Annotated in this window: 31 protein-coding genes; all 31 read right to left on the minus strand. The window is 57.0% G+C overall.

Annotated elements, in window-relative coordinates; translation table 11 throughout:
* Positions 1-6: 6 nt before the first annotated feature.
* Complete coding sequence (locus tag Q1B13_RS10230; protein WP_299080031.1) at positions 7-756, minus strand: biotin--[acetyl-CoA-carboxylase] ligase; 750 nt, start codon at positions 754-756, stop codon at positions 7-9.
* 54 nt (positions 757-810) lie between these two features.
* Complete coding sequence (gene nuoN, locus Q1B13_RS10235) at positions 811-2,253, minus strand: NADH-quinone oxidoreductase subunit NuoN (RefSeq protein WP_299080028.1); 1,443 nt, start codon at positions 2,251-2,253, stop codon at positions 811-813.
* Positions 2,254-2,268: 15 nt separating this feature from the next.
* Complete coding sequence (locus Q1B13_RS10240; protein ID WP_299080025.1) at positions 2,269-3,813, minus strand: NADH-quinone oxidoreductase subunit M; 1,545 nt, start codon at positions 3,811-3,813, stop codon at positions 2,269-2,271.
* Entirely contained in the window at positions 3,813-5,966 is a 2,154-nt protein-coding gene (gene nuoL, locus Q1B13_RS10245) for an NADH-quinone oxidoreductase subunit L (protein WP_299080022.1), read from the minus strand. The genes Q1B13_RS10240 and nuoL overlap by 1 nt, the downstream gene beginning before the upstream one ends.
* Positions 5,967-5,973: 7 nt before the next feature.
* Positions 5,974-6,279 (minus strand): NADH-quinone oxidoreductase subunit NuoK, encoded by a 306-nt coding sequence (gene nuoK, locus Q1B13_RS10250; protein WP_005984024.1) that lies wholly within the window; start codon positions 6,277-6,279, stop codon positions 5,974-5,976.
* A gap of 580 nt (positions 6,280-6,859) precedes the next feature.
* Positions 6,860-7,462, minus strand: a complete 603-nt coding sequence (locus Q1B13_RS10255) for an NADH-quinone oxidoreductase subunit J (protein WP_170784220.1) — start codon at positions 7,460-7,462, stop codon at positions 6,860-6,862.
* Complete coding sequence (locus Q1B13_RS10260) at positions 7,459-7,869, minus strand: carboxymuconolactone decarboxylase family protein (RefSeq protein ID WP_298932963.1); 411 nt, start codon at positions 7,867-7,869, stop codon at positions 7,459-7,461. The genes Q1B13_RS10255 and Q1B13_RS10260 overlap by 4 nt, the downstream gene beginning before the upstream one ends.
* Positions 7,866-8,360 (minus strand): NADH-quinone oxidoreductase subunit NuoI, encoded by a 495-nt coding sequence (gene nuoI / locus Q1B13_RS10265; RefSeq protein WP_050602762.1) that lies wholly within the window; start codon positions 8,358-8,360, stop codon positions 7,866-7,868. Before nuoI ends, Q1B13_RS10260 begins: the two co-directional genes overlap by 4 nt.
* 1 nt (position 8,361) lies before the next feature.
* A complete protein-coding gene (gene nuoH, locus Q1B13_RS10270; protein ID WP_298932966.1) occupies positions 8,362-9,399 on the minus strand; it encodes an NADH-quinone oxidoreductase subunit NuoH in 1,038 nt (345 codons plus the stop codon).
* Entirely contained in the window at positions 9,392-9,616 is a 225-nt protein-coding gene (locus Q1B13_RS10275; protein WP_299080013.1) for a hypothetical protein, read from the minus strand. Before Q1B13_RS10275 ends, nuoH begins: the two co-directional genes overlap by 8 nt.
* On the minus strand, positions 9,613-11,634 hold the full coding sequence (nuoG, locus tag Q1B13_RS10280) for an NADH-quinone oxidoreductase subunit NuoG (protein ID WP_299080010.1): 2,022 nt from the start codon (positions 11,632-11,634) through the stop codon (positions 9,613-9,615). The genes Q1B13_RS10275 and nuoG overlap by 4 nt, the downstream gene beginning before the upstream one ends.
* Positions 11,635-11,637: 3 nt before the next feature.
* Positions 11,638-12,042: a DUF5333 domain-containing protein gene (locus Q1B13_RS10285; RefSeq protein ID WP_299080007.1), complete on the minus strand. Its 405-nt coding sequence runs from the start codon at positions 12,040-12,042 to the stop codon at positions 11,638-11,640.
* 98 nt (positions 12,043-12,140) lie between these two features.
* Positions 12,141-12,431: a hypothetical protein gene (locus Q1B13_RS10290; protein WP_299799792.1), complete on the minus strand. Its 291-nt coding sequence runs from the start codon at positions 12,429-12,431 to the stop codon at positions 12,141-12,143.
* 145 nt (positions 12,432-12,576) lie between these two features.
* On the minus strand, positions 12,577-13,080 hold the full coding sequence (locus Q1B13_RS10295; protein WP_299080001.1) for a DUF3291 domain-containing protein: 504 nt from the start codon (positions 13,078-13,080) through the stop codon (positions 12,577-12,579).
* The gene (locus Q1B13_RS10300) at positions 13,077-13,496 is read right to left on the minus strand and encodes an MAPEG family protein (protein ID WP_299079998.1); all 420 of its coding nucleotides are present in this window, start codon (positions 13,494-13,496) and stop codon (positions 13,077-13,079) included. Before Q1B13_RS10300 ends, Q1B13_RS10295 begins: the two co-directional genes overlap by 4 nt.
* Positions 13,497-13,508: 12 nt before the next feature.
* On the minus strand, positions 13,509-14,006 hold the full coding sequence (locus tag Q1B13_RS10305; RefSeq protein WP_298933472.1) for a DUF3291 domain-containing protein: 498 nt from the start codon (positions 14,004-14,006) through the stop codon (positions 13,509-13,511).
* Between the two features lie 2 nt (positions 14,007-14,008).
* Positions 14,009-15,307, minus strand: a complete 1,299-nt coding sequence (gene nuoF / locus Q1B13_RS10310; protein WP_299079995.1) for an NADH-quinone oxidoreductase subunit NuoF — start codon at positions 15,305-15,307, stop codon at positions 14,009-14,011.
* A gap of 7 nt (positions 15,308-15,314) precedes the next feature.
* Positions 15,315-15,539, minus strand: coding sequence for a DUF5337 domain-containing protein (locus Q1B13_RS10315; RefSeq protein WP_298932980.1), 225 nt, complete (start codon positions 15,537-15,539; stop codon positions 15,315-15,317).
* A 41-nt stretch (positions 15,540-15,580) separates the two neighbouring features.
* The gene (locus Q1B13_RS10320) at positions 15,581-16,723 is read right to left on the minus strand and encodes an NADH-quinone oxidoreductase subunit E (RefSeq protein ID WP_299079992.1); all 1,143 of its coding nucleotides are present in this window, start codon (positions 16,721-16,723) and stop codon (positions 15,581-15,583) included.
* Entirely contained in the window at positions 16,713-17,165 is a 453-nt protein-coding gene (locus Q1B13_RS10325; RefSeq protein WP_299079989.1) for a hypothetical protein, read from the minus strand. Before Q1B13_RS10325 ends, Q1B13_RS10320 begins: the two co-directional genes overlap by 11 nt.
* Positions 17,162-18,385, minus strand: a complete 1,224-nt coding sequence (locus Q1B13_RS10330; RefSeq protein ID WP_174235126.1) for an NADH-quinone oxidoreductase subunit D — start codon at positions 18,383-18,385, stop codon at positions 17,162-17,164. Before Q1B13_RS10330 ends, Q1B13_RS10325 begins: the two co-directional genes overlap by 4 nt.
* Complete coding sequence (locus Q1B13_RS10335; RefSeq protein ID WP_299079980.1) at positions 18,385-18,522, minus strand: hypothetical protein; 138 nt, start codon at positions 18,520-18,522, stop codon at positions 18,385-18,387. Before Q1B13_RS10335 ends, Q1B13_RS10330 begins: the two co-directional genes overlap by 1 nt.
* A gap of 1 nt (position 18,523) precedes the next feature.
* Complete coding sequence (locus Q1B13_RS10340; RefSeq protein WP_010442775.1) at positions 18,524-18,697, minus strand: hypothetical protein; 174 nt, start codon at positions 18,695-18,697, stop codon at positions 18,524-18,526.
* Entirely contained in the window at positions 18,697-19,302 is a 606-nt protein-coding gene (locus tag Q1B13_RS10345; protein WP_298933012.1) for an NADH-quinone oxidoreductase subunit C, read from the minus strand. Before Q1B13_RS10345 ends, Q1B13_RS10340 begins: the two co-directional genes overlap by 1 nt.
* Complete coding sequence (locus Q1B13_RS10350) at positions 19,299-19,724, minus strand: ribonuclease E inhibitor RraB (RefSeq protein ID WP_299079977.1); 426 nt, start codon at positions 19,722-19,724, stop codon at positions 19,299-19,301. Before Q1B13_RS10350 ends, Q1B13_RS10345 begins: the two co-directional genes overlap by 4 nt.
* Entirely contained in the window at positions 19,721-20,254 is a 534-nt protein-coding gene (locus Q1B13_RS10355) for an NADH-quinone oxidoreductase subunit B family protein (protein ID WP_037307875.1), read from the minus strand. Before Q1B13_RS10355 ends, Q1B13_RS10350 begins: the two co-directional genes overlap by 4 nt.
* Positions 20,245-20,610 carry an NADH-quinone oxidoreductase subunit A gene (locus Q1B13_RS10360; protein ID WP_010442778.1) on the minus strand — a complete coding sequence of 122 codons (366 nt, stop codon included), beginning with the start codon at positions 20,608-20,610 and terminating at the stop codon, positions 20,245-20,247. Before Q1B13_RS10360 ends, Q1B13_RS10355 begins: the two co-directional genes overlap by 10 nt.
* Positions 20,611-20,797: 187 nt before the next feature.
* On the minus strand, positions 20,798-21,586 hold the full coding sequence (locus tag Q1B13_RS10365) for a crotonase/enoyl-CoA hydratase family protein (RefSeq protein ID WP_299079971.1): 789 nt from the start codon (positions 21,584-21,586) through the stop codon (positions 20,798-20,800).
* 1 nt (position 21,587) lies between these two features.
* A complete protein-coding gene (locus Q1B13_RS10370; RefSeq protein ID WP_299079969.1) occupies positions 21,588-22,439 on the minus strand; it encodes a hydroxymethylglutaryl-CoA lyase in 852 nt (283 codons plus the stop codon).
* Between the two features lie 48 nt (positions 22,440-22,487).
* Entirely contained in the window at positions 22,488-23,111 is a 624-nt protein-coding gene (locus Q1B13_RS10375) for a glutathione S-transferase family protein (RefSeq protein WP_299079966.1), read from the minus strand.
* Positions 23,108-25,042: an acetyl/propionyl/methylcrotonyl-CoA carboxylase subunit alpha gene (locus Q1B13_RS10380; protein WP_299079963.1), complete on the minus strand. Its 1,935-nt coding sequence runs from the start codon at positions 25,040-25,042 to the stop codon at positions 23,108-23,110. Before Q1B13_RS10380 ends, Q1B13_RS10375 begins: the two co-directional genes overlap by 4 nt.
* Positions 25,043-25,047: the final 5 nt, after the last annotated feature.

Below are 25,047 nucleotides of genomic sequence, written 5' to 3' on the forward strand. Positions count from 1 at the left end.
CCCCTTTCAGAAAAACACATCCGCCGCCGGAATGCTGACACGGCCTTTTGCGGTGTTTAGGACAAGGTTACCCCCCGCGTCCACCGTTTCAAAGGTTCCTACGGTCTCGGACGTTGCGGTACGTGCGGTGATGACTTCGCCCAACCGCGCGGCACTGGACAACCACGCTATGCGGATCGGATCAAACCCATATGTGACAAACTGCGTTTCGTACCGCGCGTAAGCAGCCGCCAGTTCGGTCAGGAAATCATCGGGCGAAACAAGCGCCCCGGTTTCCGACAGCAATGAGACCGGGCGCAAAGCTTGGGGTTCCACCATTTCAACACCGGGGGCTTCGGCCAAATTCACACCAATGCCGATGGCCAGATGTGAGACACCGCGCCCCTGCCCCATGCTCTCAAGCAGAATGCCCGCCAGTTTGCCCCCGTTCAAAAGAACGTCGTTCGGCCATTTCAAGGATAACCCCGTGGCGCGTCCCGTCACGGCGACACAGGCATCGAACAGCGCCAAAGCCGCCACAAAGCTGCGCAGCGCAATCTGATCTGGCGTCCCTTGCGGGCGCAGCAACAACGTAGCCGCCAGATTACCTTTCGGATTGGTCCAGGCCCGGCCACGCCGACCGCGTGCAGCGGTTTGATGATGTGCCATGATCCAAACAGGCCCCTGAGCTGCTGGGGCAATGCGCGCAGCCTCGTTCAATGTGCTGTCGACCTCCTGCAGCACGTGAAGCCCGTATCCCTGCGGCCAGTCGCTCATGTCAAAAAGGCTCGATCCACAGACCGAGCCCCTTGTTTAGGAAACATTCGAAGATCAGTTGACAAGTGTTGCCGCCGCAGCAGCCGCTGCGCCCTCGATACCGAACTGATAGAACACGCCGATCAACATCAAAGCCGCAGATCCCATCAAGGCCACCCACAAAACGGGCGTCGATCGGGTTTCGATCGGTTCCTCGTTTTCATCCCCAAAATACATGTAGAACACGATCCGAAGATAATAGAACGCCCCAATCACCGAAGCGATCGCCGAGACGACGACCAGCCCGGTCAGCCCGGCGCTGACACCGGCCTGCCAAACACCGAACTTGGCAAAAAAGCCCAACATTGGTGGAACGCCCGCAAGGCTGAACATCAGGATCAGAACGGCCAGTGCCTTACCTGGGTCATGTTTCGAATACTGGCGCAGCGCGTCAATATCAGTCACGGGCTTGCTATCACGTTCCATCATCAAAATGAACGCGAACGTGCCGATATTCATCGTCACATAGATCGCCAGATACATCAGCATGGCCTTGATACCCAACTCGGTACCTGCAGCCAGGCCGATCAGGGCATAGCCCATATGGGCGATCGACGAAAACGCCATCAGGCGTTTGATGTTGCGTTGCCCGATTGCGGCCACAGCACCCAACAGCATCGATAAGACGGACAATAGGACGATGACCTGCTGCCAGTCTTTCACCACTCCGCCGAACGCATCGTGTAGCACTCGGGCAAATAACGCCATAGCGGCCACTTTGGGTGCGGTTGCAAAGAAGGCTGTAATAGGTGTTGGAGAACCCTCGTAAACATCCGGGGTCCACATATGGAAGGGCACGGCCGAAACCTTGAAGGCCAGGCCCGAAATCAGGAAGATAAGGCCGAATAACAAACCAACTGAAACATCTCCGTGATGCACGGTCTGTATGATGCCCGAGAATAGTGTTGTTCCGGTGAAGCCATACACCAACGATGCACCGTAAAGCAGTAGGCCCGAGCTGAGCGCGCCTAGAACGAAGTACTTCAGACCGGCTTCGGTCGATTTTGCGCTGTCCCGACGCAACGCTGCCACGACATAGAGCGCCAATGACTGCAGTTCCAGACCCATATAAAGCGACATCAGATCGCCGGCACTGACCATCATCATCATGCCTACGGCTGCGAGCGCCACCAGCAACGGGTATTCGAAGCGCAACAGATCCCGGCGCGCCATGTAGTCTTGACTCATCACCAAAACAGAGGCAGCCGACAACAGGATCGCAACCTTGGCAAAGCGTGAAAATCCGTCATCGACGAACATGCCGTTGAAGGCCACATTCGTGCCGTCGCCATTGGTGGCAATCCAAAACGCCAACAGCGCCATCAGACCCGCTGTCGTCCAGATCAGGACCGGAGCCAGCGCATCCTTTGTGGTATAGACAGCTCCGATCAGTGCCGCCATCGCATAGATCGCCAGAATGATTTCCGGCAGGACAATTGTCAGATCAGCTTGGATCATGTTTCCAAAGCTCCCTTAATGCGATGCGGCCGTCTGGGTCACGGCCTCTGCCGCGGCCAGAGCCGTGTCATAGTTCGAGATCAGCGCAGCGGTCGAGTTGCCGATCACATCGGTCACCAGCGACGGATAGACCCCCAGCAGGATCGTCATGATGATCAGTGGGGCAAAGATCAGACGCTCTCGCGAAGTCATGTCTGTCATGGCCTTCAGGCTTTCCTTGATCAGATCGCCAAAGACCACCCGACGATAAAGCCACAGCGCATATCCAGCAGAAAAGATCACACCCGTTGCCGCCACAGCCGTCACCCAGGTGTTGACCTGGAATGCACCCATCATTGTCAGGAATTCGCCGATGAAGCCACTTGTGCCCGGCAGGCCAACATTCGCCATCGTGAACAGCATGAAGACCAACGCATAGGCCGGCATGCGAATGACCAGACCGCCATACGCATCGATCTCGCGCGTGTGCATCCGGTCATAGATCACGCCGACGCACAGGAACAACGCTGCTGAGATGAACCCGTGGCTGAGCATCTGGAAGATAGCTCCGTCGATGCCCTGCTGGTTCGCTGCAAAAATTCCCATGGTCACAAAGCCCATATGTGCAACCGAGGAATAAGCGATCAGCTTTTTCATGTCCTCCTGCACCAGCGCCACCAGTGATGTGTAAACAACCGCAATCGCAGACATCCACAGCACAACATCGGTCATCACCGCAGAGCCCACCGGGAACATAGGCAAGCTGAACCGTAAGAAGCCATAGCCGCCCATCTTCAACAAGATCGCCGCCAGCACGACCGACCCCGCCGTCGGGGCCTGAACGTGCGCATCCGGCAGCCAGGTGTGAACGGGCCACATGGGCATCTTCACCGCAAAGCTGGCGAAGAAGGCCAGGAACATCAGCGTTTGCAATCCACCCACGACATATACGCCCAGAACACTGAACCCTTCGGACGAGAACTGATGGGTCATCAGCGCCTCGATATCCGTGGTGCCCGCATCCGCATACATGGTAACCATTGCCACCAGCATCAGAACTGAGCCGAGGAAGGTATACAGGAAGAACTTGAAGCTGGCGTAGATCCGGTTCGCCCCGCCCCAAATCCCGATGATCAGGAACATCGGGATCAGGCCTGCCTCAAAGAACAGGTAGAACAACACCAGATCGAGCGCCATGAAGACGCCCAGCATCAGGGTTTCAAGCAGCAAGAAGGCGACCATGTATTCCTTGACACGGGTCGTCACGCTCCAGCTGGCCAGAATGGTCAGGGGCATAATGAAGGTGGTCAGCAGCACAAACAGCACGCTGATCCCATCAACGCCCATCTTGTATTTTAAGCCCATCAGCCATTCACCCTCTTCCACCATCTGGAAGCCGGTGTTGGATGGATCAAAGCCTGTATAGATGCCAATCGAAACCAGGAAGGTGACCGTGGTTGCCAACAGCGCGATCCACTTTGCATTGCGCTGTGCTGCCGCGTCGTCCCCGTGCAGGAACAGGGCCAAGATGCCTGCCGCAATGGCGGGGATGAAGGTGACGATCGAGAGGATGTTGTCCATTATTGCGCCCCTCCGCCGATCGACATCCAGGTGACAAGGGCTGCGATGCCCAGCACCATCCAGAACGCATAGGTAAAGATATACCCGGTCTGCGCCTTACCCGCGAGACGCGTGAAGAAGGGTACCACGCCCATGGCCACTCCGTTCAGGAAACCGTCGATTGTATTGCCGTCCCCGCGTTTCCACAGGAACCGGCCAATTGCCAACGTCGGTTTGACGAAGACCGCATCGTAGATTTCATCAAAGTACCATTTGTTCAGCAGGAACAAATACAGCGGACGCTGGTTCGCGGCCAGACGTGCGGGCAGCGACGTGTTCACTATGTAGAACCAATAGGCCACGATAAAGCCAAGTGCCATGGCCACAAAAGGTGAGACCTTGACCCATTTCGGAGCCGCATGCGCATCGTCCAGCACATGATTGTCCGGCGCAATGTACAAGGCGCCCTCGCCCGGCTCACCCGCAAATACATAGTGGTGATCGCCGCCAATGGCCGCTTTGTCATCATGCGCAGCTTGGTCGCCATGGCTTTCGTCCGCTTGCGCCTCATCGGCATGTGTGTCGTCACCATGGGTCTCATCAACAGTGCCATGGTCGCCGGCAGCGGCATGCTCGGATGCCTCAGCCACCGGAATGCCATAGAACTTGCCGACCTTGTCCGCGTGGCCAAAGAAGTTTCCGTACCAGATCATCCCGGCAAACACCGCGCCCAGCGACAGAACGCCCAGCGGTATCAGCATGGTCATCGGACTTTCATGCGCGTGCTCATGCGTATGCTTGTCGCCGCGTTGCTCGCCGTAGAATGTCAGGAAGATCAGGCGCCAGCTATAGAACGATGTGAACGCAGCCGCGATCACCAGCATCCAGAACGCGTAACCAGTGCCACCGGCAAAGGCGCTTTCGATGATGGCATCCTTGGACAGAAATCCAGCAAATCCGATATGGGTCAGTGGAATGCCAACACCAGTGATGGCAAGCGTTCCCATCATCATCGCCCAGAAGGTATAGGGGATTTTCTTACGCAACCCGCCGTATTCCGTCATTTCCTGCTCGTGATGCATCGCGTGGATGACCGAACCGGCCCCAAGAAACAAAAGCGCCTTGAAGAACGCGTGTGTCAGCAGGTGGAACATCGCAGCCGAGTACATCCCGACGCCAGCCGCCACGAACATATAACCCAGCTGAGAACAGGTCGAATAGGCAATGACGCGCTTGATGTCGGTCTGAACCAGACCCACGGTCGCGGCAAAGAACGCGGTGGACGCGCCAAGGAAGGTGATGAACCCGGTCGCACCCGGCGCGAACTCCATCAGCGGTGACATACGGCAGACAAGAAAGACACCAGCCGTCACCATGGTGGCCGCGTGGATCAGCGCGGACACAGGTGTCGGGCCTTCCATCGCGTCCGGCAACCATGTGTGCAGGATCAACTGCGCCGATTTGCCCATCGCGCCGATGAACAACAGAACACAAATCACTTCAATTGCGCTCCATTCGCCCCAAAGGAAATGCAACTGCGTTTCAGCCAGTTTCGGGGCCGACGTGAAGACGTCTGAGAGGTTGATGCTGTCGGTCAGGAAGAACAGTGCAAAAATTCCCAGCGCAAATCCAAAGTCACCCACTCGGTTAACGACGAACGCTTTAATCGCGGCAGCGTTCGCCGTCGGCTTGCGATAGTAGAACCCGATCAGCAGGTAAGACGCGACACCCACACCTTCCCAGCCAAAGAACATCTGAACCAGATTGTCCGATGTCACCAGCATCAGCATGGCGAAGGTAAAGAACGACAGATAGGCAAAGAACCTTGGCTTATAGCTTTCGCCCTCGCGCCATTGCGGGTCGTTGTCCATGTAGCCAAAGGAGTACAGATGCACGAGCGCCGAGACGGTCGTCACCACAATCAGCATGATTGCGGTCAGCCGGTCCAGACGCACCGCCCAGCTTGTCGACAGCGAGCCGCTCTCGATCCAGCGCATGATCTCGATCTGTTGGGTGACACCGTCGAAGGTCAGGAAAACGATCCAGGACAGCAAACAGGCCAGAAACAGCAGGCCTGTGGCCGTCCACATGGCGGCTTTCTCGCCGATGAAGCGCCAGCCGAAGCCGCAAAGCAGCGCGCCCACGAGAGGGGCAAAGAGGATGGTGGTTTCCATGGTTCTCTTAGCCCTTCATCATATTGACGTCTTCAACCGCGATGGTGCCACGGTTGCGGAAAAAGCAGACCAGAATGGCCAGACCAATTGCCGCCTCGGCCGCCGCCACGGTCAGCACGAACAGCGTAAACACCTGCCCGACCAGATCGCCCAGGAAGCTGGAAAACGCCACAAGATTGATATTCACCGCCAACAACATCAACTCGATGCTCATCAGCAGGATGATGACGTTCTTGCGGTTCAGGAAGAGACCGAAGATGCCGATGACGAACAGCGTCGCCGCGACCGTAAGATAGTGTTCAAGTCCGATCATAGCTTCGCTCCTGGCGAGTCGGCGTAGTAGAGTTTGCAGCCACAAAAAGCGTCCATCTGATTTCGCTTTTTCATGCTACCTATTAACTCCAGCCGGTTGGTCGAAATCCCGTATCCGTTTTTGTTTGCCAATTCTTGGATTTCAGGAATCGTAGAGTTGGAGGTCAATTTTAGATTTCCGTATGGAGGAAACAACAAATCTGCCGACGTCGATTTTCCCTTAAGATCGATCCCAGAGTGATTGTTTGTGTTTGCGGTACATACTCCACTGACTTCGACGACCTCTTTCGAATTACAGTCGGTAAAGACTACAGTTTCGTAAGTACCACAACCGCTTGATATCCAACGCTGACCAACCCGACCGCCTCCTATGTCGACAGCAGAGTTACCCTCCAAGAAGTGTCCCCATTCATCACCAGCGTTCTTGAACGAACAGTCTGTCGAAACCCTGATCCTATTATCGACATGCCAAAAAGGCTTGGGGGCCATTTCACAGACAATAACGTTGCAATCCTCCGCCGAAGCTGGACCCACCGACCACAACATTGCCGCTAGCGCTGCGACTATTTGCAAAGCACGGTTCACAACCCCTGCCCCGGTTTCACGTCCTTCAATTCCATCGCCTTGGCCGGGTCGCGCATCATCTGGCCGATGATGTCCTGACGCTTGATGTCCTGACGGTGGCGCAGGGTCAGAACGATGGCGCCGATCATGGCCACCAGCAGGATCAGGCCGGCCAGTTGGAACAGAAGGAAGTATTGATCGTAAAGGATGACGCCGAGCGCCTCGGTGTTGTGGCGGTCCGCCGGGATCGGCTGGGCCAGATTGGCTGCCGCGCCCTGCGCGCTGTCCCAGGCCCCGAAAGCCATGACAAACTGCATCAGGATGACCAGCCCGATCAGCAAGGCCAGCGGCATATAGCGCGCCATCTCGGCCTTCAGCTCGGCAAAGTCCACGTCCAGCATCATGACCACAAAGAGGAACAGCACCGCGACCGCGCCGACATAGACGATGATCAACAGCATCGCCACGAACTCGGCCCCCAACAGCACGAACAGCCCCGCCGAGGACAGGAAAGACAGGATCAGCCACAGGACCGAGTGCACCGGCTGGCGGCTGATCACCGTGAACAGCCCGCCGGTGATGGCACTGATGGCAAACAGGTAGAAGGCAAAGACGGTCATTGATCCTCATCCTCGTTGTCGCCCATGACCTCTTGCGCCAGTTCCAGCGCGCGGGTCATGGCCGGGATGCCGGCAAAGACCGACATCTGACCGATCGTTTCCACGATCTCTTGTTTCCTGGCACCCGCTTCCAGCGCGTGACGGACGGTCTGACGCACCGCTGCATCGGCCTGAGCGCCCTGACAAGTCAGCCCGGCCAGCGTCAGCAGCAGGCGGGTTTTGGCGTCCAGCCCGTCGGTGTTGACGGTATTGCCGAACATCATCTCCATGACCTCTTTGGGCATGGTCGGCCACAGCGCTTCGAACCCTTTGGGCGAAAAGCTTTCCATTGCAGGGTTCATTGCCTTGGCCATGTCCTGAGCCTGCTTCATCATCAGCTCGAACGGATTTGTCGGCGTGTCACTCATCTGTACGGCGCGTCCATTTCCAGATTGCGGGCAATCTCGGCTTCCCAACGCTCACCGTTGTCGAGCAGTTTTTCCTTGTCGTAGAACAGCTCTTCGCGGGTTTCCGTGGCGAATTCGAAGTTCGGACCTTCGACGATGGCATCGACCGGGCAGGCTTCCTGACAGAAGCCGCAATAGATGCACTTGGTCATGTCGATGTCGTACCGCGTGGTGCGGCGGCTGCCATCTTCGCGCGGTTCGGCGTCGATGGTGATGGCCTGCGCCGGACAGATCGCTTCGCACAGCTTGCAGGCGATGCAGCGTTCTTCACCATTCGGATACCGGCGCAGAGCGTGCTCACCCCGGAACCGTGGCGACAGGGGGCCCTTTTCGTGCGGGTAGTTGATGGTGGCCTTGGGGGCAAAGAAATACTTCAGCCCCAGTTTCATGCCGACCCAGAAGTCTTGCAGCAAAAAGTACTTGGCGGCGCGGGTGTAGTCGATTTGAGTCATATCAGCCTCCTACGCTCCAGCGGGCGAACGCGCCCCAGAACCAGTCGAATTTCGCTGCAAAGGCCACAAAGACCACCCATGCCAGTGAGAACGGCAGGAAGACTTTCCAGCCCAGCCTCATCAGTTGGTCATAGCGGTAGCGGGGCGTGATTGCCTTGACCATTGCAAACAGGAAGAAGAAGAACGCCATCTTGGCGATCATCCACAATACGCCATCCGGCAAGCCAGGGATCGGTGACAGCCAGCCGCCGAAGAACAGCAGCGTGGTCAGCGCGCACATCAGGAAGATGGCAATGTATTCACCGGCCATGAACAGCAGGAAGGGCGTGGCCGAGTATTCGACCTGATAGCCAGCGACCAGTTCCGATTCCGCCTCGGGCAGATCAAACGGGGGGCGATTGGTTTCGGCAAGCGCCGAGATGAAGAACAGGAACACCATCGGGAAATGCGGTAGCCAGTACCAGTTGAACAGGCCTAGATTGCCGTCCTGTGCCTGTACGATGGCCCCGAAATTCATCGACCCGGTCGAGATTATCACGCCGATGATGATCAGGCCGATGGAGACCTCATAAGAGATCATCTGCGCTGCCGAGCGCAGCGAACCCAGGAAAGGGTACTTTGAGTTTGATGCCCAACCACCCATAATCACGCCATAAACTTCCAACGAAGACACAGCAAAGACGTACAGAATGGCCACGTTGATATCGGACAGGACCCAGCCGTCGTTGAACGGGATCACCGCCCAGGCGATCATCGCCAAGACAAAGGATGTCAAAGGGGCGAGGATAAATACTGTGCGGTCGGCCCCGGCGGGTATGACCACCTCTTTGACCACATATTTCAGAGCGTCTGCTACGGTTTGCAGCAAGCCGTAGACGCCAACCACGTTGGGCCCCCGGCGCATCTGAACAGCCGCCCAAATCTTGCGGTCGCCATAGACAAGGAACAACAGTGAGATCATCACAAAGGCAACAACCGCAAGCACTTGCGCCAGAATGATGATAGCTATTCCGCCTGGGGTGTTAAAGAATTCAGCCATTGGTCCTCACACCGTGGGTATTCCGTTTTCCGCGTGCGATGCAAAGGCCATGTGCCTGCGCATATTGCGGCTGGGTCGGCGTGCTGGTGTAAACAGCATCTGCCGCTATTGCGCCACCCTTTTTGTTCAGCGTCATATCCAAATCGCACGCGGCCGCCCGCCACCTTGCGTCACGTGCAGGCGCGCTTGAACGCGATATGACGAAAGTCTGCTTCATTCCGCGGCAATCTGCTCGGATTTGCGGGTCTGTGCCTGCGCCGACAGTTCTGCCATCAACTCTGAGGCGCGCGCGATCGGGTTGGTCAGATAGAAGTCTTTGATTGCATTGCGGAAAGTTGCCTTGCCCAGAGCGGCCGGGTCCAATGCCTGAACTTCGTTCTCAATCACTTCGTCGAGGCGCGCCAGATGCGGCACCGCTTCGATCAACGTGCTGCGCAGCTGGGCCAGCGAGTCAAAGGGCAACGTGGCACCCAATTCCGCCGACAAAGCCCGCAAGATAGCCCAGTTTTCCTTGGCTTCACCCGGCGCAAAGCCTGCGCGCATCGCCAGCTGAGGGCGACCTTCTGTGTTCACGAACAGACCGTTTTCTTCGGTATAGGCGGCACCCGGCAAGATTACGTCAGCGCGGTGGGCACCGCGATCGCCATGGCTGCCCTGATAGATCACAAAAGCGCCGTCGCTGATCTCGACCTCGTCCGCCCCGAGGTTATAGATCACATCGGCAGCGCCGACGGCATCCATACCGCCTTCGTTGGTCGCATCCACATCCATCGCACCAACACGCGAAGCTGCGGTATGCAGGATGAGCAGACCGCTTTCGGTATCTGTCGCAACGCTTTGCGCAGCTGCCAGAACGGCAGCACCGTCCGCTTCTTGCAACGCGCCCTGCCCAACAATGACAAGTGAACGTTTACCCTTGATTTCGTCGTCACCACCCATGTCGACGACCTTTTGCAGCGCCGCCCGGTCATCCCCCATATGGTGATAGCCGTAGGTCAGATCCGCCGCCTGCCCGACCAACGCCACCTCGGCCCCGTGTATCCAAGCCTTGCGGATACGCGCGTTCAGAACCGGTGCTTCGTCGCGCGGATTTGTTCCGATCAGCAAAATGCGCTCGGCCGTATCAATGTCTTCAATCGCAGCTGTTCCAGCATAGGCGCCTCGATTGCCCGCAGGCAGCTTGGCCCCATCGGTGCGGCATTCAACAACGCCACCCTGCCCTTCAATCATCTGTTTCAGCGCAAAGGCTGCCTCGACTGGCACCAAATCACCCACGATTCCAGCTGGTTTTTTGGCGCCTTTGAACGCCTCGGCCACCTTGGTAAGTGCCTCTGGCCATGTCGCAGCACGCAGTTTGCCGTTTTCACGCACGTAAGGCCGATCCAACCGCTGACGACGCAAACCGTCCCAGACAAAACGGGTCTTGTCGCTGATCCATTCCTCATTTACGCCGTCATGATTGCGCGGCAGGAACCGCATCACTTCGCGGCCTTTGGTGTCGACGCGAATGTTCGAACCCAAAGCATCCATCACATCAACAGATTCTGTCTTGGTCAGCTCCCAAGGCCGCGCGGTAAATGCGTAAGGCTTTGACGTCAGCGCTCCAACCGGGCAGAGATCAATGATATTGCCCTGCAAATTGGAGTCGAGCGTTTCGTTTAGATACGCCGTGATTTCGGCATCCTCTCCGCGGCCGGTTTGGCCCATCTGGGTGATCCCGGCCACCTCGGTTGTGAACCGAACGCAACGCGTGCAGCTGATGCAGCGGGTCATCGCGGTGCCGACAAGTGGTCCGAGGTTCAGGTCGTCGACCGCGCGTTTGGCCTCTTTAAACCGTGACCCAGCCATACCGTAGGCCATTGCCTGATCCTGAAGGTCACACTCGCCGCCCTGATCACAGATCGGACAGTCCAGCGGGTGATTGATCAGCAGGAATTCCATCACCCCTTCGCGGGCCTTCTTGACCATAGGCGAGTTCGTCTTGACCACCGGCGCCTGCCCTTCCGGACCGGGGCGCAGATCGCGCACCTGCATCGCACAGGAGGCCGCTGGTTTCGGCGGGCCGCCAACAACTTCGACAAGGCACATCCGGCAGTTCCCGGCAATCGACAAGCGCTCGTGGTAACAAAAGCGCGGCACTTCGACCCCAGCCTGTTCGCAGGCCTGGATTAGGGTCATCGCACCATCGACTTCGATTTCCTGCCCGTCGATATTGACTTTGCGGAGGTCAGACATGGTCTAGTTCGCCCTCAAATAAACGCCGATGGCGCTGTTTCTTTCGATTTCCGTACGACCCAACGTACAGAAGGAATTCGGATTGTCGTAAGAGACGCCATGCTGGGCCAAATAGGCCTCACCTTTGGATCGCATCCGGTCTTTTTCGGAATCAGAGTCCACGTAGGCGCGGATTTCCTTGTCTGAATACCCCAGTTTGTTCGCCTTGGACCGCAACCCCCACATCACCCCGATCGCCTTCATCCTGCGCCCGCTTATCGACGGGCAATAGTCCGAAATTTCGTTTGCAATGGCGATGTAGTAGAGTTCATTGTCGATCTCTTTGACATCTCTCAAGGGCGGTTTTGCGTCTGCTGCCGCCGGGATTGTCATGAGGGCCGCCAAAGCGATTGTTTTTGCAAGAGACATGGTTTTTCCTTTCGTCTTGGGTTCCCCAAGACGACGTGCGACCCGGTTGCTATGCAATAACGGCCCAGGGATCGTGTTGTGATATGCAAAAACACTGCTCATGGTCTTTGGCACGTCCCCGCAAATGTCAGCTTGTCGTCACTGATCTGCAATTGCTGTGGTTCGGTATCCGGGCCAACCTTCCACTCGATCCGCGACGAGCCAAAATTTTCAATGCAGAACTTCGTACCCTCATAACGCCCGGCCTCGCGGGCGCCATCCAAAGATGCGGATACGCCATTCACGACCACCGAGAAATCGGCTGGCGAGACTTTTTTGTCCACCACTTTAGCCTTGGCCCGAAAAGCCTGACCATCGAACAGAATCCGATCATCCGATGGCCTGAGCAATCCACAAGCTGATACAAGAAGACACGCAGAAACAAGTGTAGCGCGCTTAAGAACGACTTTTACCAAGGTAACCACCCCCGTTTAGTGGCTGGCCTGAGCGGCATGTCGACAACGACCGAGACCGTTAACTGTGTCTGCATCGCAATCACTCCGCTGCAACCTGGGCGCACCGATTGTCGCGCCACTTGCTTGCCTGTTTCAATTCATCCCAGCCAAAGGCCTGGGTGTCGGGACCATTTGTCCGCAGGTGGTCCAACCTCTCCAACCCTTCTTCAAGGGTCGGTTTGTGCCCTTCAGGCACCCACCACATCACAAAGTGCTGCTCGCCCAGCACTTCAAACCAGTCATGCCGGCGCTCGTAGAACTGTTTGTGGATCGTGCCCCAAACAAAACGCTCAAGACTTTCGACATTTTTCCAAACAGTCATGTTAGCAACGAATTGTGGATCACCGTCGATGTTGTTTTCGGTATTGCCGGTTCCCGGCTCGCCTGATCCCTCCATCATCCAGACAAAGCCCGGCATGCGCTTGCCAAGCCCGTTGATACGGTCGAGATTGTTCATGAATTCCGCCACACGCGGATCATCAGTCGGGGTCAGCAAACGCCCGATGTTTAATTCCGCCAGGTGATGTCCGTCAGGTTGGATCAAAACGCCGCCCCCAATGCCAGAACGCCCAGAATGACCATACAGGCCCATCCGACGACATAAGAAATCGACCGCAACCCGCTGTTTTGCTTCCCAATTCCGCGCAAATGGATCACCAGCATGACGATCCGCGCCACCAGCGCAACCGACGCCAACAGGTTCACCCAAAACGGGCTTGCCCCCAAAAGGATCGCCGCAATGGTCACGGCAAGATACGCTGGCAGTGTCTCGGTTCCGTTCAGGTAAGCGCGATTCAGGCGATAGGCTTTATCGGAATAGTCCTGCTCTGGCGTTGCGCCCGGGGCCAGTCCCTTGCCCTGTTTTGCCAGAGCTGTGAACGGCGACATGAACAGGACGATCAAGGTAAAGATCACCAGCGAGGCGATTGCGTGTGAATACTCAGCGAATACATCCAACATACCGTCTCTCCTTCACCCGACCTGTTCGCATTGAGCGGCTTTCCAAAGCGCCGCTTCTTTGGCACCAGCCCACCCAAAGGAGAACTCGGTCTCGCCGTGCTCTTCCAGATGACGATACCGTTCGGCCGCCTCCGCAATTGTCGGTCGATGCCCAGCCGGAACCCACCACAAAACCAACCGCAAGGCGTCACTAGGCGCATACCATTCGTGTTTTCGGTCATAGAACTGTTTGTGAACGGTGTTCCACACGAAGTTCTCCAAACTGGTAATATCTTCCCATACCGACAATGTCGAAGCCGTTCGCGGATTGCCCCCCAACGGGCCTGTCGGATCGCATTGCGCGTCTTCCATCGCATCATCCGACATGCGCCATACAAAACCGGGGGCACGCATAGCAACCGCGTATACCCGGTCGAGGTTATCCGCAAAGTCTTTGACGCGCGGATCTTCCCAGTCGTAGCGCAACGTGCCGATGTTGAATTCGGCGATATGATAACCCGATGGCTGCATTTTCACTCGGCCGCCATCGCACCCATGCGACCCGATTTCTGGGCCTTGATGCGATCTTCGATTTCTTCGCGGAAGTTGCGGATAAGGCCCTGGATCGGCCAGGCAGCCGCATCCCCAAGGGCGCAGATCGTGTGGCCTTCGACCTGTTTGGTCACATCGAACAACATGTCGATCTCTTCCAGCTCCGCTTCACCGCGCACCAGACGGTCCATAACACGCATCATCCAACCCGTGCCTTCTCGGCAGGGCGTGCACTGGCCGCAGCTTTCGTGCTTGTAGAATTTTGACAGACGCCAGATCGCTTTAATGATGTCCGTGGACTTGTCCATCACGATCACGGCAGCGGTCCCGAGGCCCGAGCCCAGATCGTTACGCAGATGGTCAAAATCCATGATCGCATCGCGCATGTTCTCGCCGCGAACACATGGCACCGAGGACCCACCCGGGATTACTGCCAGCAGGTTGTCCCAACCACCGCGAATGCCGCCGCAATGGGTTTCGATCAGCTGTTCAAACGGGATCGACATCGCCTCTTCGACAACACAAGGATTGTTGACGTGACCAGAGATCGCAAACAGTTTGGTGCCTGCGTTGTTCTGACGGCCAAAGCCAGCAAACCAGTCAGCTCCGCGCCGCAGAATGGTTGGCACAACAGCGATGGATTCCACGTTGTTCACTGTGGTCGGGCAACCATAAAGACCCGCACCCGCCGGGAACGGAGGCTTCATCCGCGGCATGCCCTTTTTGCCTTCAAGGCTTTCAATCAGCGCGGTTTCTTCACCGCAAATATAAGCCCCGGCCCCGTGATGCAGGAACAGATCGAAATCCCATCCCGATCCAGCGGCGTTTTTACCCAGCAGACCGGCATCATAAGCCTCATCAATCGCGGCCTGCAGCGCCTCGCGTTCTCGAATATACTCGCCGCGCAGGTAGATATAACAAGTGTTTGCGTTCATCGCGAAGGACGCGATCAGACAGCCTTCGATCAAGGTATGCGGATCATGGCGCATAATCTCGCGGTCTTTGCAGGTGCCGGGTTCGGATTCGTCGGCATTCACCACCAGATAGGCCGGGCGGCCATCGCTTTCCTTGGGCATGAACGACCATTTCAAACCGGTTGGAAAACCCGCACCGCCCCGACCGCGCAAACCTGAATCTTTCATCGTTTGAATAATCCAGTCGCGCCCGTTGCCAATCAGGCCAGCGGTGCCGTCCCAATGCCCCCGAGCTTGCGCGCCTTTCAGCGTCCGCTCGTGCATCCCGTAGATGTTGGTAAAGATCCGGTCCTGATCCTTCAGCATCGCTCGCTTACCTTTGGTTGTCCTGACGCATGCGCCAGAGTTGAAATATGTTGATCACCGCGTAGATGAATCCGCCCAATGCGGCGAAATCAAATAGCAGCGCATAGCGCCCGGGCATTTCCAAAGCCGGGCCGATGAACAGCGACACAGCAAGCCACAACAGCATGGTCACAGCAATGACCACCCCGATATGCCGGCCCTTGCGGGCTATTGCTTGTTCCTTGTCGTCCATCTTATCCCGGCACCCAATTGTTGGCGCCACTCATCCCTGTGTCAGTCTTCGTAAAGCCCGTCTTTTCTTGCGCGTTTGGCGAATTCTGTCTCTTCACCCGCTGCCAGTTTCGACGCTTGTTCGATCCAGCCATCACGTTCAATCCGACCTTTGAACTTCAATCGCGCATCAACCCACGCCACATGCCCCTCTGTCCAGGCTGCGATCTGGTCAAAGTGATAGAAGCCCAACTCGTTGAGCGTCTGCTCCAGCTTCGGTCCCACGCCTTTCAACAGCTTCAGGTCATCTGGCGCGCCACCCCGAGCGCCAGTCAGCGTTTCGGGCTGTTCTTCTTTGAGCTCGGCCGGTGTTGCTTCGGCTTTCTTGGCCTTGGCAGGTTTGGATTTAGCCTCTGCCGCCTGCTTTGCCGCAGGTTTGCCAGTTGCAGGTGCCTTGGGTGGTTTCGGAGCCGACTTCGTCGCAGCGGCTTTGCCATCCTTGCCCAACCATGGCGTCAGGATTGGAACCTCGGTTCCGTCGATCCGTCTTACGGTGTCGCCCAGATCACTGGCCAAGGCGACACTGGCATTGTATTGCGGCTTGCCTGCGTCATATTCGGTGAGGCTGGACAGACCACTCAGAGGTTCTGCGGCATAGCGCCCGTTTTGCGGGCCCGGCAGCGGTACTTTGCCCGCCGCCAGATCGTCGATGATCTTACCAAAACTCTCGGCCGTCAGATCTTCGTAGTAATCCTTGCCGATCTGCGCCATCGGCGCATTGGTGCAGGAGCCCAGACATTCGACCTCTTCCCAGCTCAGCTTACCATCGGCGGACAAAGCATGCGGTTTCTCGGCGATCTTGTCCTTGCAGACCGCGATCAGGTCTTCGGCCCCGCAGATCATGCAGGAAGTCGTGCCACAAACCTGAATATGGGCGACCGACCCCACCGGCTGCAATTGAAACATAAAGTAGAAAGAGGCGACTTCAAGAACCCGGATATAAGCCATGCCCAGCATGTCGGCGACGGATTCAATCGCCGGGCGGCTCAGCCAACCCTCCTGCTCTTGCGCCCGCCACAGCAGAGGGATGACCGCGCTCGCCTGACGTCCCTCGGGGTATTTGGTGATCTGCGCTTCGGCCCATTGCTGGTTGGCAGCGGTGAAGGCGAAGCTGTCGGGTTGTTCTAGGTGGAGTCTACGTAGCATTCGACGTTTCCTCAGCGGGACAGGAAAGCGAGAAACCACCAGTAGAATCGTTTTTCATGATATCCACTATTTCAGTTTGATTGTTACTTATCGTCGAAACGAAAATCTCTTCGCAGAAATCAGCATATTCTCGGCTCAGCGGTGTTTCTCCCGATCTAATTTGGACAAACAACGTTGGCGCCGCGACTGCTTCTGAGTAGTTGGTCGTACCTTGAAACCAACCAATCTCCCCAACGACATAATACCAGTTGTCAACTAGCTCCTTAATGTAGCAGTCAGCGTTATCCCAACCGCTCCGAGCAACAGATTGATCGAGCGCGTCTTTCTTGAAGTTGCAAATCACAGAACGTTCGTAGTTCTTTGTCGGGCCCCGAAGGAATGGTATCGCGAGCACTAGCACGACGGCGATCCCCGCTATTCCGACAAAATGCACCTTCTTCACCGATCAATCTCCCCAAACACGACGTCCATGGTGCCGATAATCGCCGCGACGTCGGCCAGTTGGTGACCCCCGGCGATGTAGTCCATGGCTTGCAGGTGCAGGAAGCCTGGCGCGCGCAGTTTGGCGCGGTAGGGTTTGTTGGTACCATCGGCGACCAGGTAGACGCCGAATTCGCCTTTGGGGGCCTCGACGGCGGCATAAACCTCGCCCGCTGGAACGTGGAAGCCTTCGGTGTACAGCTTGAAGTGATGGATCAGGCTCTCCATCGAGGTCTTCATGTCCGACCGGCTTGGCGGGGTGATCTTGCCGCGCGCTAAAATATCCCCCGGACACTCGCGGATTTTGGCGATAGCCTGACGGATGATCAGCAGCGATTGGCGCATCTCTTCCATGCGCACCAGATAGCGGTCATAGCAGTCGCCGTTCTTGCCCACAGGAATCTGAAATTCGAACTCGTCGTAGCATTCATAGGGCTGTGCACGGCGCAGATCCCAGGCCAGGCCAGACCCGCGCACCATGACGCCCGAGAAACCGTATTTCTGGATGTCATCTTCGGTCACGACTCCGATATCGGCGTTGCGCTGCTTGAAGATGCGGTTTTCGGTCAGCAACCCGTCGATGTCGTCCATCACGGCAGGAAACTCGTGGCTCCACGCCTCGATATCGTCCAGCAATTCGGGCGGCAGGTCCTGATGCACACCGCCGGGGCGGAAATAGGCTGCGTGCAGACGCGCGCCGCAGGCACGCTCATAGAAGACCATCAGCTTTTCGCGCTCTTCAAAGCCCCAGAGCGGCGGGGTCAGCGCGCCGACGTCCATCGCCTGGGTGGTCACGTTCAGCAGATGGTTCAGGATGCGCCCAATCTCAGAATACAGGACCCGGATCAGCGAGGCCCGGCGGGGCACTTCAACGCCGGTCAGCTTTTCAATGGCCAGACACCAGGCGTGTTCCTGATTCATCGGCGCCACGTAATCGAGACGGTCGAAATACGGCAGGTTTTGCAGATACGTCCGGCTTTCCATCAGCTTTTCGGTGCCACGGTGCAGCAGGCCGATATGCGGGTCACAGCGCTCGACGATTTCGCCGTCCAGCTCAAGCACCAGACGCAAAACGCCATGCGCGGCAGGGTGCTGCGGACCAAAGTTAATGTTAAAGTTGCGGATCTTCTGCTCGCCGCTCAGCGCGTCCGAACTGCCGTCATCATATCTGGAGCCGTCCATCAACGCCGTCCCCTCTTATTCTTCTTTGCCGCGGCCCGCACTCGAACCTTTTCGGCCTCGGCCGCTTTGACTGCAGCGCCCCCAAGCAGGACGCCCAGCGCGCCCAAAGCGATCAGTTCCCCCAGCAGCATCAGCATCTCAGCGGCGCTCCAATTCCTGAAGTTTCAAACCGACCCACCACAGCAGCGCAATAGTGCCAAATGGGACCAGGCACAGCAGACACCAGTATTTGTTGATCCCGAAAAACGGCAGAATTTTCACCATCGGGATGATGGTCAGCGCAGAAAGGATCAGCCACCAGATACCACCCATTATTCGGCCTCCTGCTTTTCATCGCCAGGCAGAATGTACTCCGCACCTTCCCACGGGGACATGAAGTCAAACTGACGGTACTCTTGCACCAGCGAGACCGGCTCGTACACGACACGCTTTTGCGCCTCGTCATACCGAACTTCGGTATAGCCGGTGGTCGGGAAATCCTTGCGCAATGGATGGCCACGGAACCCATAGTCGGTCAGGATGCGCCGCAGGTCCGGATGACCCGAGAACAAGATGCCGAACATATCGAACACCTCCCGCTCGAACCAATTGGCCGAGGGGTGTACATCGACGATCGACGGAACCATGTCTTCTTCCCGGATCGAGACCCGCAGGCGGATGCGCTGGTTCTGATACATCGACAGGAAGTGGTAGACCACGTCGAACCGCTTGGCCCGCTCGGGGTAGTCCACAGCAGTGATATCCACCAAAGTCGAGAACTTGCAGTTCTGATCAGATTTCAGAAATTCGATAAACTCAACCAGGTTAGACGGGGCCACATCGACGTTCAGCTCACCGTGGGTAACGTCCCAGGACAGAACGCAATCGGTTCGCTTGAGTTCCAGCTGGGCGCCGAGTTCTTTGAGTGCTTCGCTCACCGCTTCAACTCCTCAACAGAATTGACGGAAAGTTCGGCATTCGCCGGGTCAGGAAACTCCCAGAAACACTCACTTCCACCATGATCTGCTGCCAGATTTCCCAGTGTCTGTTCAATCATAGAAATCAAGCGCACCTCTGCCTTCGCAGAGACAGAATAAGTCACATCGACCGATTCCTCATCCTCATCGCAAAACAAGGTGGCATCTGATTTTCCTAGCCGATGGTCAGCCTCAATCGACCGCATCAAAGCACGTGCTTGATCAACAAAGGCTTCAGCGTCTTGCTTGCTTGGGAATTCGATTGTGAACTCAAAAGATAGCTTTTGACGCAGATCAACACCGTTTTCTTCGAAGCGCTGAAAAATAATGGCATTCTCCGCGATCAGCGCCTCAGATGGTTCTGTGTACGTCTCTGATTTCATCGAACAATCGTCCCAGTACGGCGGATTTTGCGTTGCAATTGCATCAATCCGTATAGCAACGCTTCGGCTGTTGGAGGGCAGCCAGGGACGTAAATGTCCACCGGAACGATACGATCACAACCACGTACAACCGAATATGAATAGTGATAATATCCGCCACCATTGGCGCAGGATCCCATAGAGATCACATAGCGCGGCTCGGGCATCTGGTCATAAACCTTGCGCAGCGCAGGGGCCATCTTGTTGGTCAGCGTTCCGGCCACGATCATCACATCCGACTGACGCGGAGACGCGCGGGGCGCAATGCCAAACCGTTCCGCATCATACCGCGGCATCGAGGTGTGCATCATCTCAACCGCGCAGCAGGCCAGACCAAAGGTCATCCAGTGCAGCGAGCCAGTACGGGCCCAATTGATGATGTCCTCGGTCGAGGTCAGCAGAAATCCTTTGTCCTGCAGCTCGGCGTTCAGGGCCTGGGTGGCGACTTCTTTGTCGACGCCCGCGGTGTTTGCGCCCGTCATCACTCCCATTCCAAGGCTCCCTTCTTCCACTCATAGGCAAAGCCGATGGTCAGAACGGCTAGGAACACCATCATCGACCAGAAGCCTACATCGCTGATGTCTTTGAACCCAACGGCCCAAGGGAACAGGAACGCAATCTCCAGATCAAAGATGATGAAGAGAATCGCAACCAGATAGAACCGCACGTCGAATTTCATCCGCGCATCATCAAAAGCATTGAAACCGCATTCATAGGCGCTGACTTTTTCCGGGTCAGGATTGCGGACGGCCAGCACGACGGCGGCAAGAATCAAAACGATTCCAAGACCGACCGCCACGGCCAGAAACACCAGGATCGGGAGGTATTCCCGCAGCAGGTCTTCCACTAGTAGCTCCTTTCCTGCGCATCCTCTATTGGAATGCGCCGTCAATTGGCGTGTTGACTGGACATTCTCTATCCCTGCGGGGTCAGAGGGTCAACCGAACACAAGCGCACACCGCATCAATCCTGCGCTTGACAACGTCAGGAAGAATCGCAACCGATGAACCCTAGGTTGCCTTGTACGGTAAGCGTTAAACTTTGTTGTTCCACGCGGGGTTACGCTTGTCAAAAAACGCACCAATCCCCTCTTGGGCTTCAGATGTCTCCCAGCGGGAGACCAGTTTTTGGATGGTGTGATCAATCACGCTGTCATCGATACGAGGACCCAGTTCCCGGACAAGTTCCTTTGCGGAGGCAACCGCACCGGGCGCGCAGCTCAGGTAAGGTTGAACCTCTGCCTCGATCGCCGCATCGAGCTCATCTGCGGGCGCCACCTTGGCCAATAACCCCAGATCCACGGCTTCGTGCGCATCGAACAACCGCGCAGACATGAACACCCTCCGGGCTTTCGCCTCACCCATCCGGGCAATCACATAAGGTCCGATCGTGGCCGGGATCAGCCCCAACCGGGTTTCGGTCAGCCCCATCTTCAGGCTGTCGACGCCGATGGCTACATCACAGACTGAGGCTAAACCGACGCCGCCGCCAAAGGCATTGCCCTGCAACGCGCCAATCAACGGTTTGTTCAACATGTCCAAAGCTTGCAGCATTTCCGCAAGTTTGCGTGCTTCGACAAAACGCGTCGCCGAATCTGCCACCATCTGTTCTTTCATCCAGCCCAGATCACCGCCGGCGCAAAAGGTTTTGCCTGCGCCGGTCAAAACGACCACACGCACATCTTGATCGTTCCCCAGATCAGCCGCCGCATGCGTCAGTTCCGCGATCATAATGGCCGACATTGCATTGTGCTTTTCGGCACGGTTCAGGGTCAGCGTTGCAACGCCCCGGTCATCTGAGGTGAGCGTGATCGCTTCGTACATGTCAGCCTCTCATCGCCTGAGCCATCTGAGCGGCCTCTTCCAGCAACGCAGCGTCCAGACCGGTTTCATATCCAAGCCGTTCAAGATGTGCGGCAACGGCTTCGGTTGCGACGTTCCCGGCCGCTCCTGGCGCATAGGGGCATCCCCCCAATCCACCAATCGCCGCATCGAAGACCCGAACCCCAAGCGCAATTGAAGCATCAATATTGTCCATCGCACGACCGTTCGTGTCATGGAAATGCCCAGCCAATCGGGTGACCGGGACCCTTTCACGCACCGCCAGCAACATATGGGCAATCTTGTCCGGTGTGCCCTGCCCAATCGTATCGCCTAACGACACTTCATAGCAGCCGTGCGAGAACAGAATATCAGCAACTTCCGCCACTTTTTCAGGCGGGGTCGGCCCGTCATAGGGGCAATCCGTCACGCAAGACACATAACCCCTGACCGGCAAGTCGATGTGGCGGGCGGCTTCCAGAACCGGAACAAAACGTTCGATGGATTCGGCGATTGATGCGTTGATATTCGCCTTAGAAAAACCTTCGGATGCCGAGGCAAAGATGGCGATCTCATCCGCACCGGCGGCCATCGCATCTTCGTATCCGCGCAAATTCGGCGTCAGCGCTGCGTATCGAACCCCTTTGGCCCTAGTGATGCCGGCAAGAACATCGGCGCTGCCAGCCATTTGCGGCACCCATTTCGGAGAGACAAAGCTTGCCATTTCGATCCGGCTGAACCCGGCGCGCGACAAGCAGTCAACCAGCGCCACTTTCTCGGCCACCGGGATCTCGCGTTTCTCGTTCTGAAGCCCGTCCCGTGGACCTACTTCGAAGATTTCTATCCGCTCACCCATCCTAACCTCCATTGACTGCGCATCGTTTGCCGACGCGCCACTGTGTTCTCACGCCTCGGGTCCCAACCTGCAGAAGGTTTCGGCAACTTTGTCCCGATTGTTCATCCGTGCCCACCATGAGTTCAATGCGGGGTAATGGGCAAGCAATTCCGCAGCTGCCGGATATCTCCGGAACGCATCGATCATCGGAAACAGGATACAATCCTCGGGCTCACACCCTGAACCAAGCACGAGGTTCTCAGCGGCTATGTCCTCCAATGCGCTCAGAACAGAACCCGCTTGTTCAAGGCCGTCCTGTATTTTCGACATATCGTATTCAAGGTCAAAAGCCGGCCTGAAAACGCCATGGGAGTAAACCTGCCGGACCAAAGGCCAATAGGCGTAAGAGGTCACGATTCCGGCAATCTGTGCCGCGCGCGCTTCGACAAGCGGGGCGCGGATGCGATTGCGGTCGCTGATCCGATAGAGGTAACTAAGGATCGCCCAGCTTTCGTACACACGTGTCTGACCATCAAACAAAACCGGCACCCGCCCGAACGGATGATCGTCGGATGCTTCACCGAACGGATCGACCTCTTCCCAACTGTAGGGATGAGGCAATTCAGCCAACGCGATGCGAACTGATCGGGAAAAGACGCTGTGGCTGTAACCTATGACCCGCAGCGCTTTCAATCATTGTCCTCCAACCGCACCAACGCGGCGCCAGCCTCGACTTGTGCCCCGGCATCGACAAGCACTTCGGCGACCTCGCCATCACGTGCCGCCAACAGCGAATGCTCCATCTTCATGGCCTCAAGAATGGCCAGCCGGTCACCTTCCGAAACGGTCTGGCCCGCAGTCGCGAACACAGCTTTGACCAAACCGGGCATTGGCGCTTCGATCACGTTGGTGTCACCTGCTGCGCTGACGTCGCGATCCAACGGGTCAACATTCTCAAAGACCTGCCCATAGTCCTCAAAAACAGTGATCTCGCCGCCTGAGATTGCAACGTTCGGCATTGGCCTTCCGCCGACACTCCACCGCCCGTCATGACGTTCAGCGATCACCTGGGCCTCACCAACCTGCCAAACTTGCCGGTCGGGCCCTTCGACCTGAACGTCCAGATCCACAACTTCCCCGTCCTGCACCAACTGCACGGCCCGGTGCAGCGGAGACCACAAGGTGAACCCGGTTTCATCATTGGGCTCGACCAGATCAAGCGCGTGCATCGCTGCCGCAACAAAAGCTGACGACGTGACTTCGGCCTGTTGAACCAGCGCGTCAATATCCCGACCGATCAGCCCCGTGTCGACGTCGCCCGACGCAAAGCCCGAATGTCGTGTCAAAGCGCCCAAGAACGCAAGATTGGTGACCGTCCCGCCAACCTCGGTCCCGCGCAAGGCACGATGCAACGTTTCAAGAGCGACGGCACGTGTTGGCCCATGGACGACAACTTTCGAAATCATCGGGTCGTACCAAGGGCTAATCGTATCGCCGGTGCGCACGCCGCTATCGGCGCGGCACTCGTCCGGGAACCGCAGATGCGTCAACAGCCCTGTCGCTGGCAAGAAGCCCTTCGGAACATCCTCGGCATAGAGTCGCGCCTCGAACGCATGCCCGTTGATCGACAGATCCTCTTGCTGCATCGGCAAGCTCTCACCTGACGCAACCCGCAATTGCCATTCGACCAGATCGACACCTGTGATCGCTTCGGTCACCGGGTGTTCGACCTGTAGGCGCGTGTTCATCTCCATGAACCAGAACCGATCCGGGCGCAGACCGTCCGAAGCGTCAACGATGAATTCGACCGTCCCGGCCCCTTTGTAGCCAATCGCCTCGGCGGCGCGCACACCTGCCCGCCCCATCGCTTCGCGCATCTCGGACGTCATGCCCGGCGCCGGAGCCTCTTCGATCACTTTCTGATGCCGACGCTGCAACGAGCAATCGCGTTCGAACAAATGCACCGCATGGGTGCCATCGCCGAATACCTGCACTTCGATATGGCGTGGCTTGGCGACGAATTTCTCAACCAGAACAGCGTCATTGCCAAAGGCGGTCTGCGCCTCTCCCATTGCACTGTCCAATGCGGCTGCGAAGTCTTCGGGATTTTCGACCAGTCGCATGCCTTTGCCACCACCGCCAGCGACTGCTTTGATCAGAACCGGATATCCGATCGTGTCGGCAGCCGCGGCCAAATGTTCCGGGTCTTGGTTGTCGCCGTGATACCCAGGCACAACGGGCACACCCGCTTGTTCCATCAGAACTTTGGCCGCGTCCTTGAGCCCCATCTTACGGATCGCATCCGCCGAGGGACCAATGAATGTCAGACCTGCGGCTTCGACCGCATCCACAAAACCGGGATTTTCGGACAGAAACCCGTATCCCGGATGGATTGCCCGCGCACCTGTGTCCAAAGCCGCCTGAATAATCACATCGGCCTTGAGGTAGCTATCCGCTGGGGCGGGACCGCCAATATGAACGACCTCATCCGCCATCTGCACATGCTTTGCTGATGCGTCCGCATCGGAATGAACCGCGACGCAAGACACGCCCATGCTCTGAGCCGTCTCCATGACCCGGCAGGCGATCTCACCCCGATTGGCAATAAGAATTTTGTTGAACATGGTCT

The sequence above is a fragment of the uncultured Ruegeria sp. genome, from assembly GCF_947489545.1.
GTDB lineage: Bacteria > Pseudomonadota > Alphaproteobacteria > Rhodobacterales > Rhodobacteraceae > Ruegeria.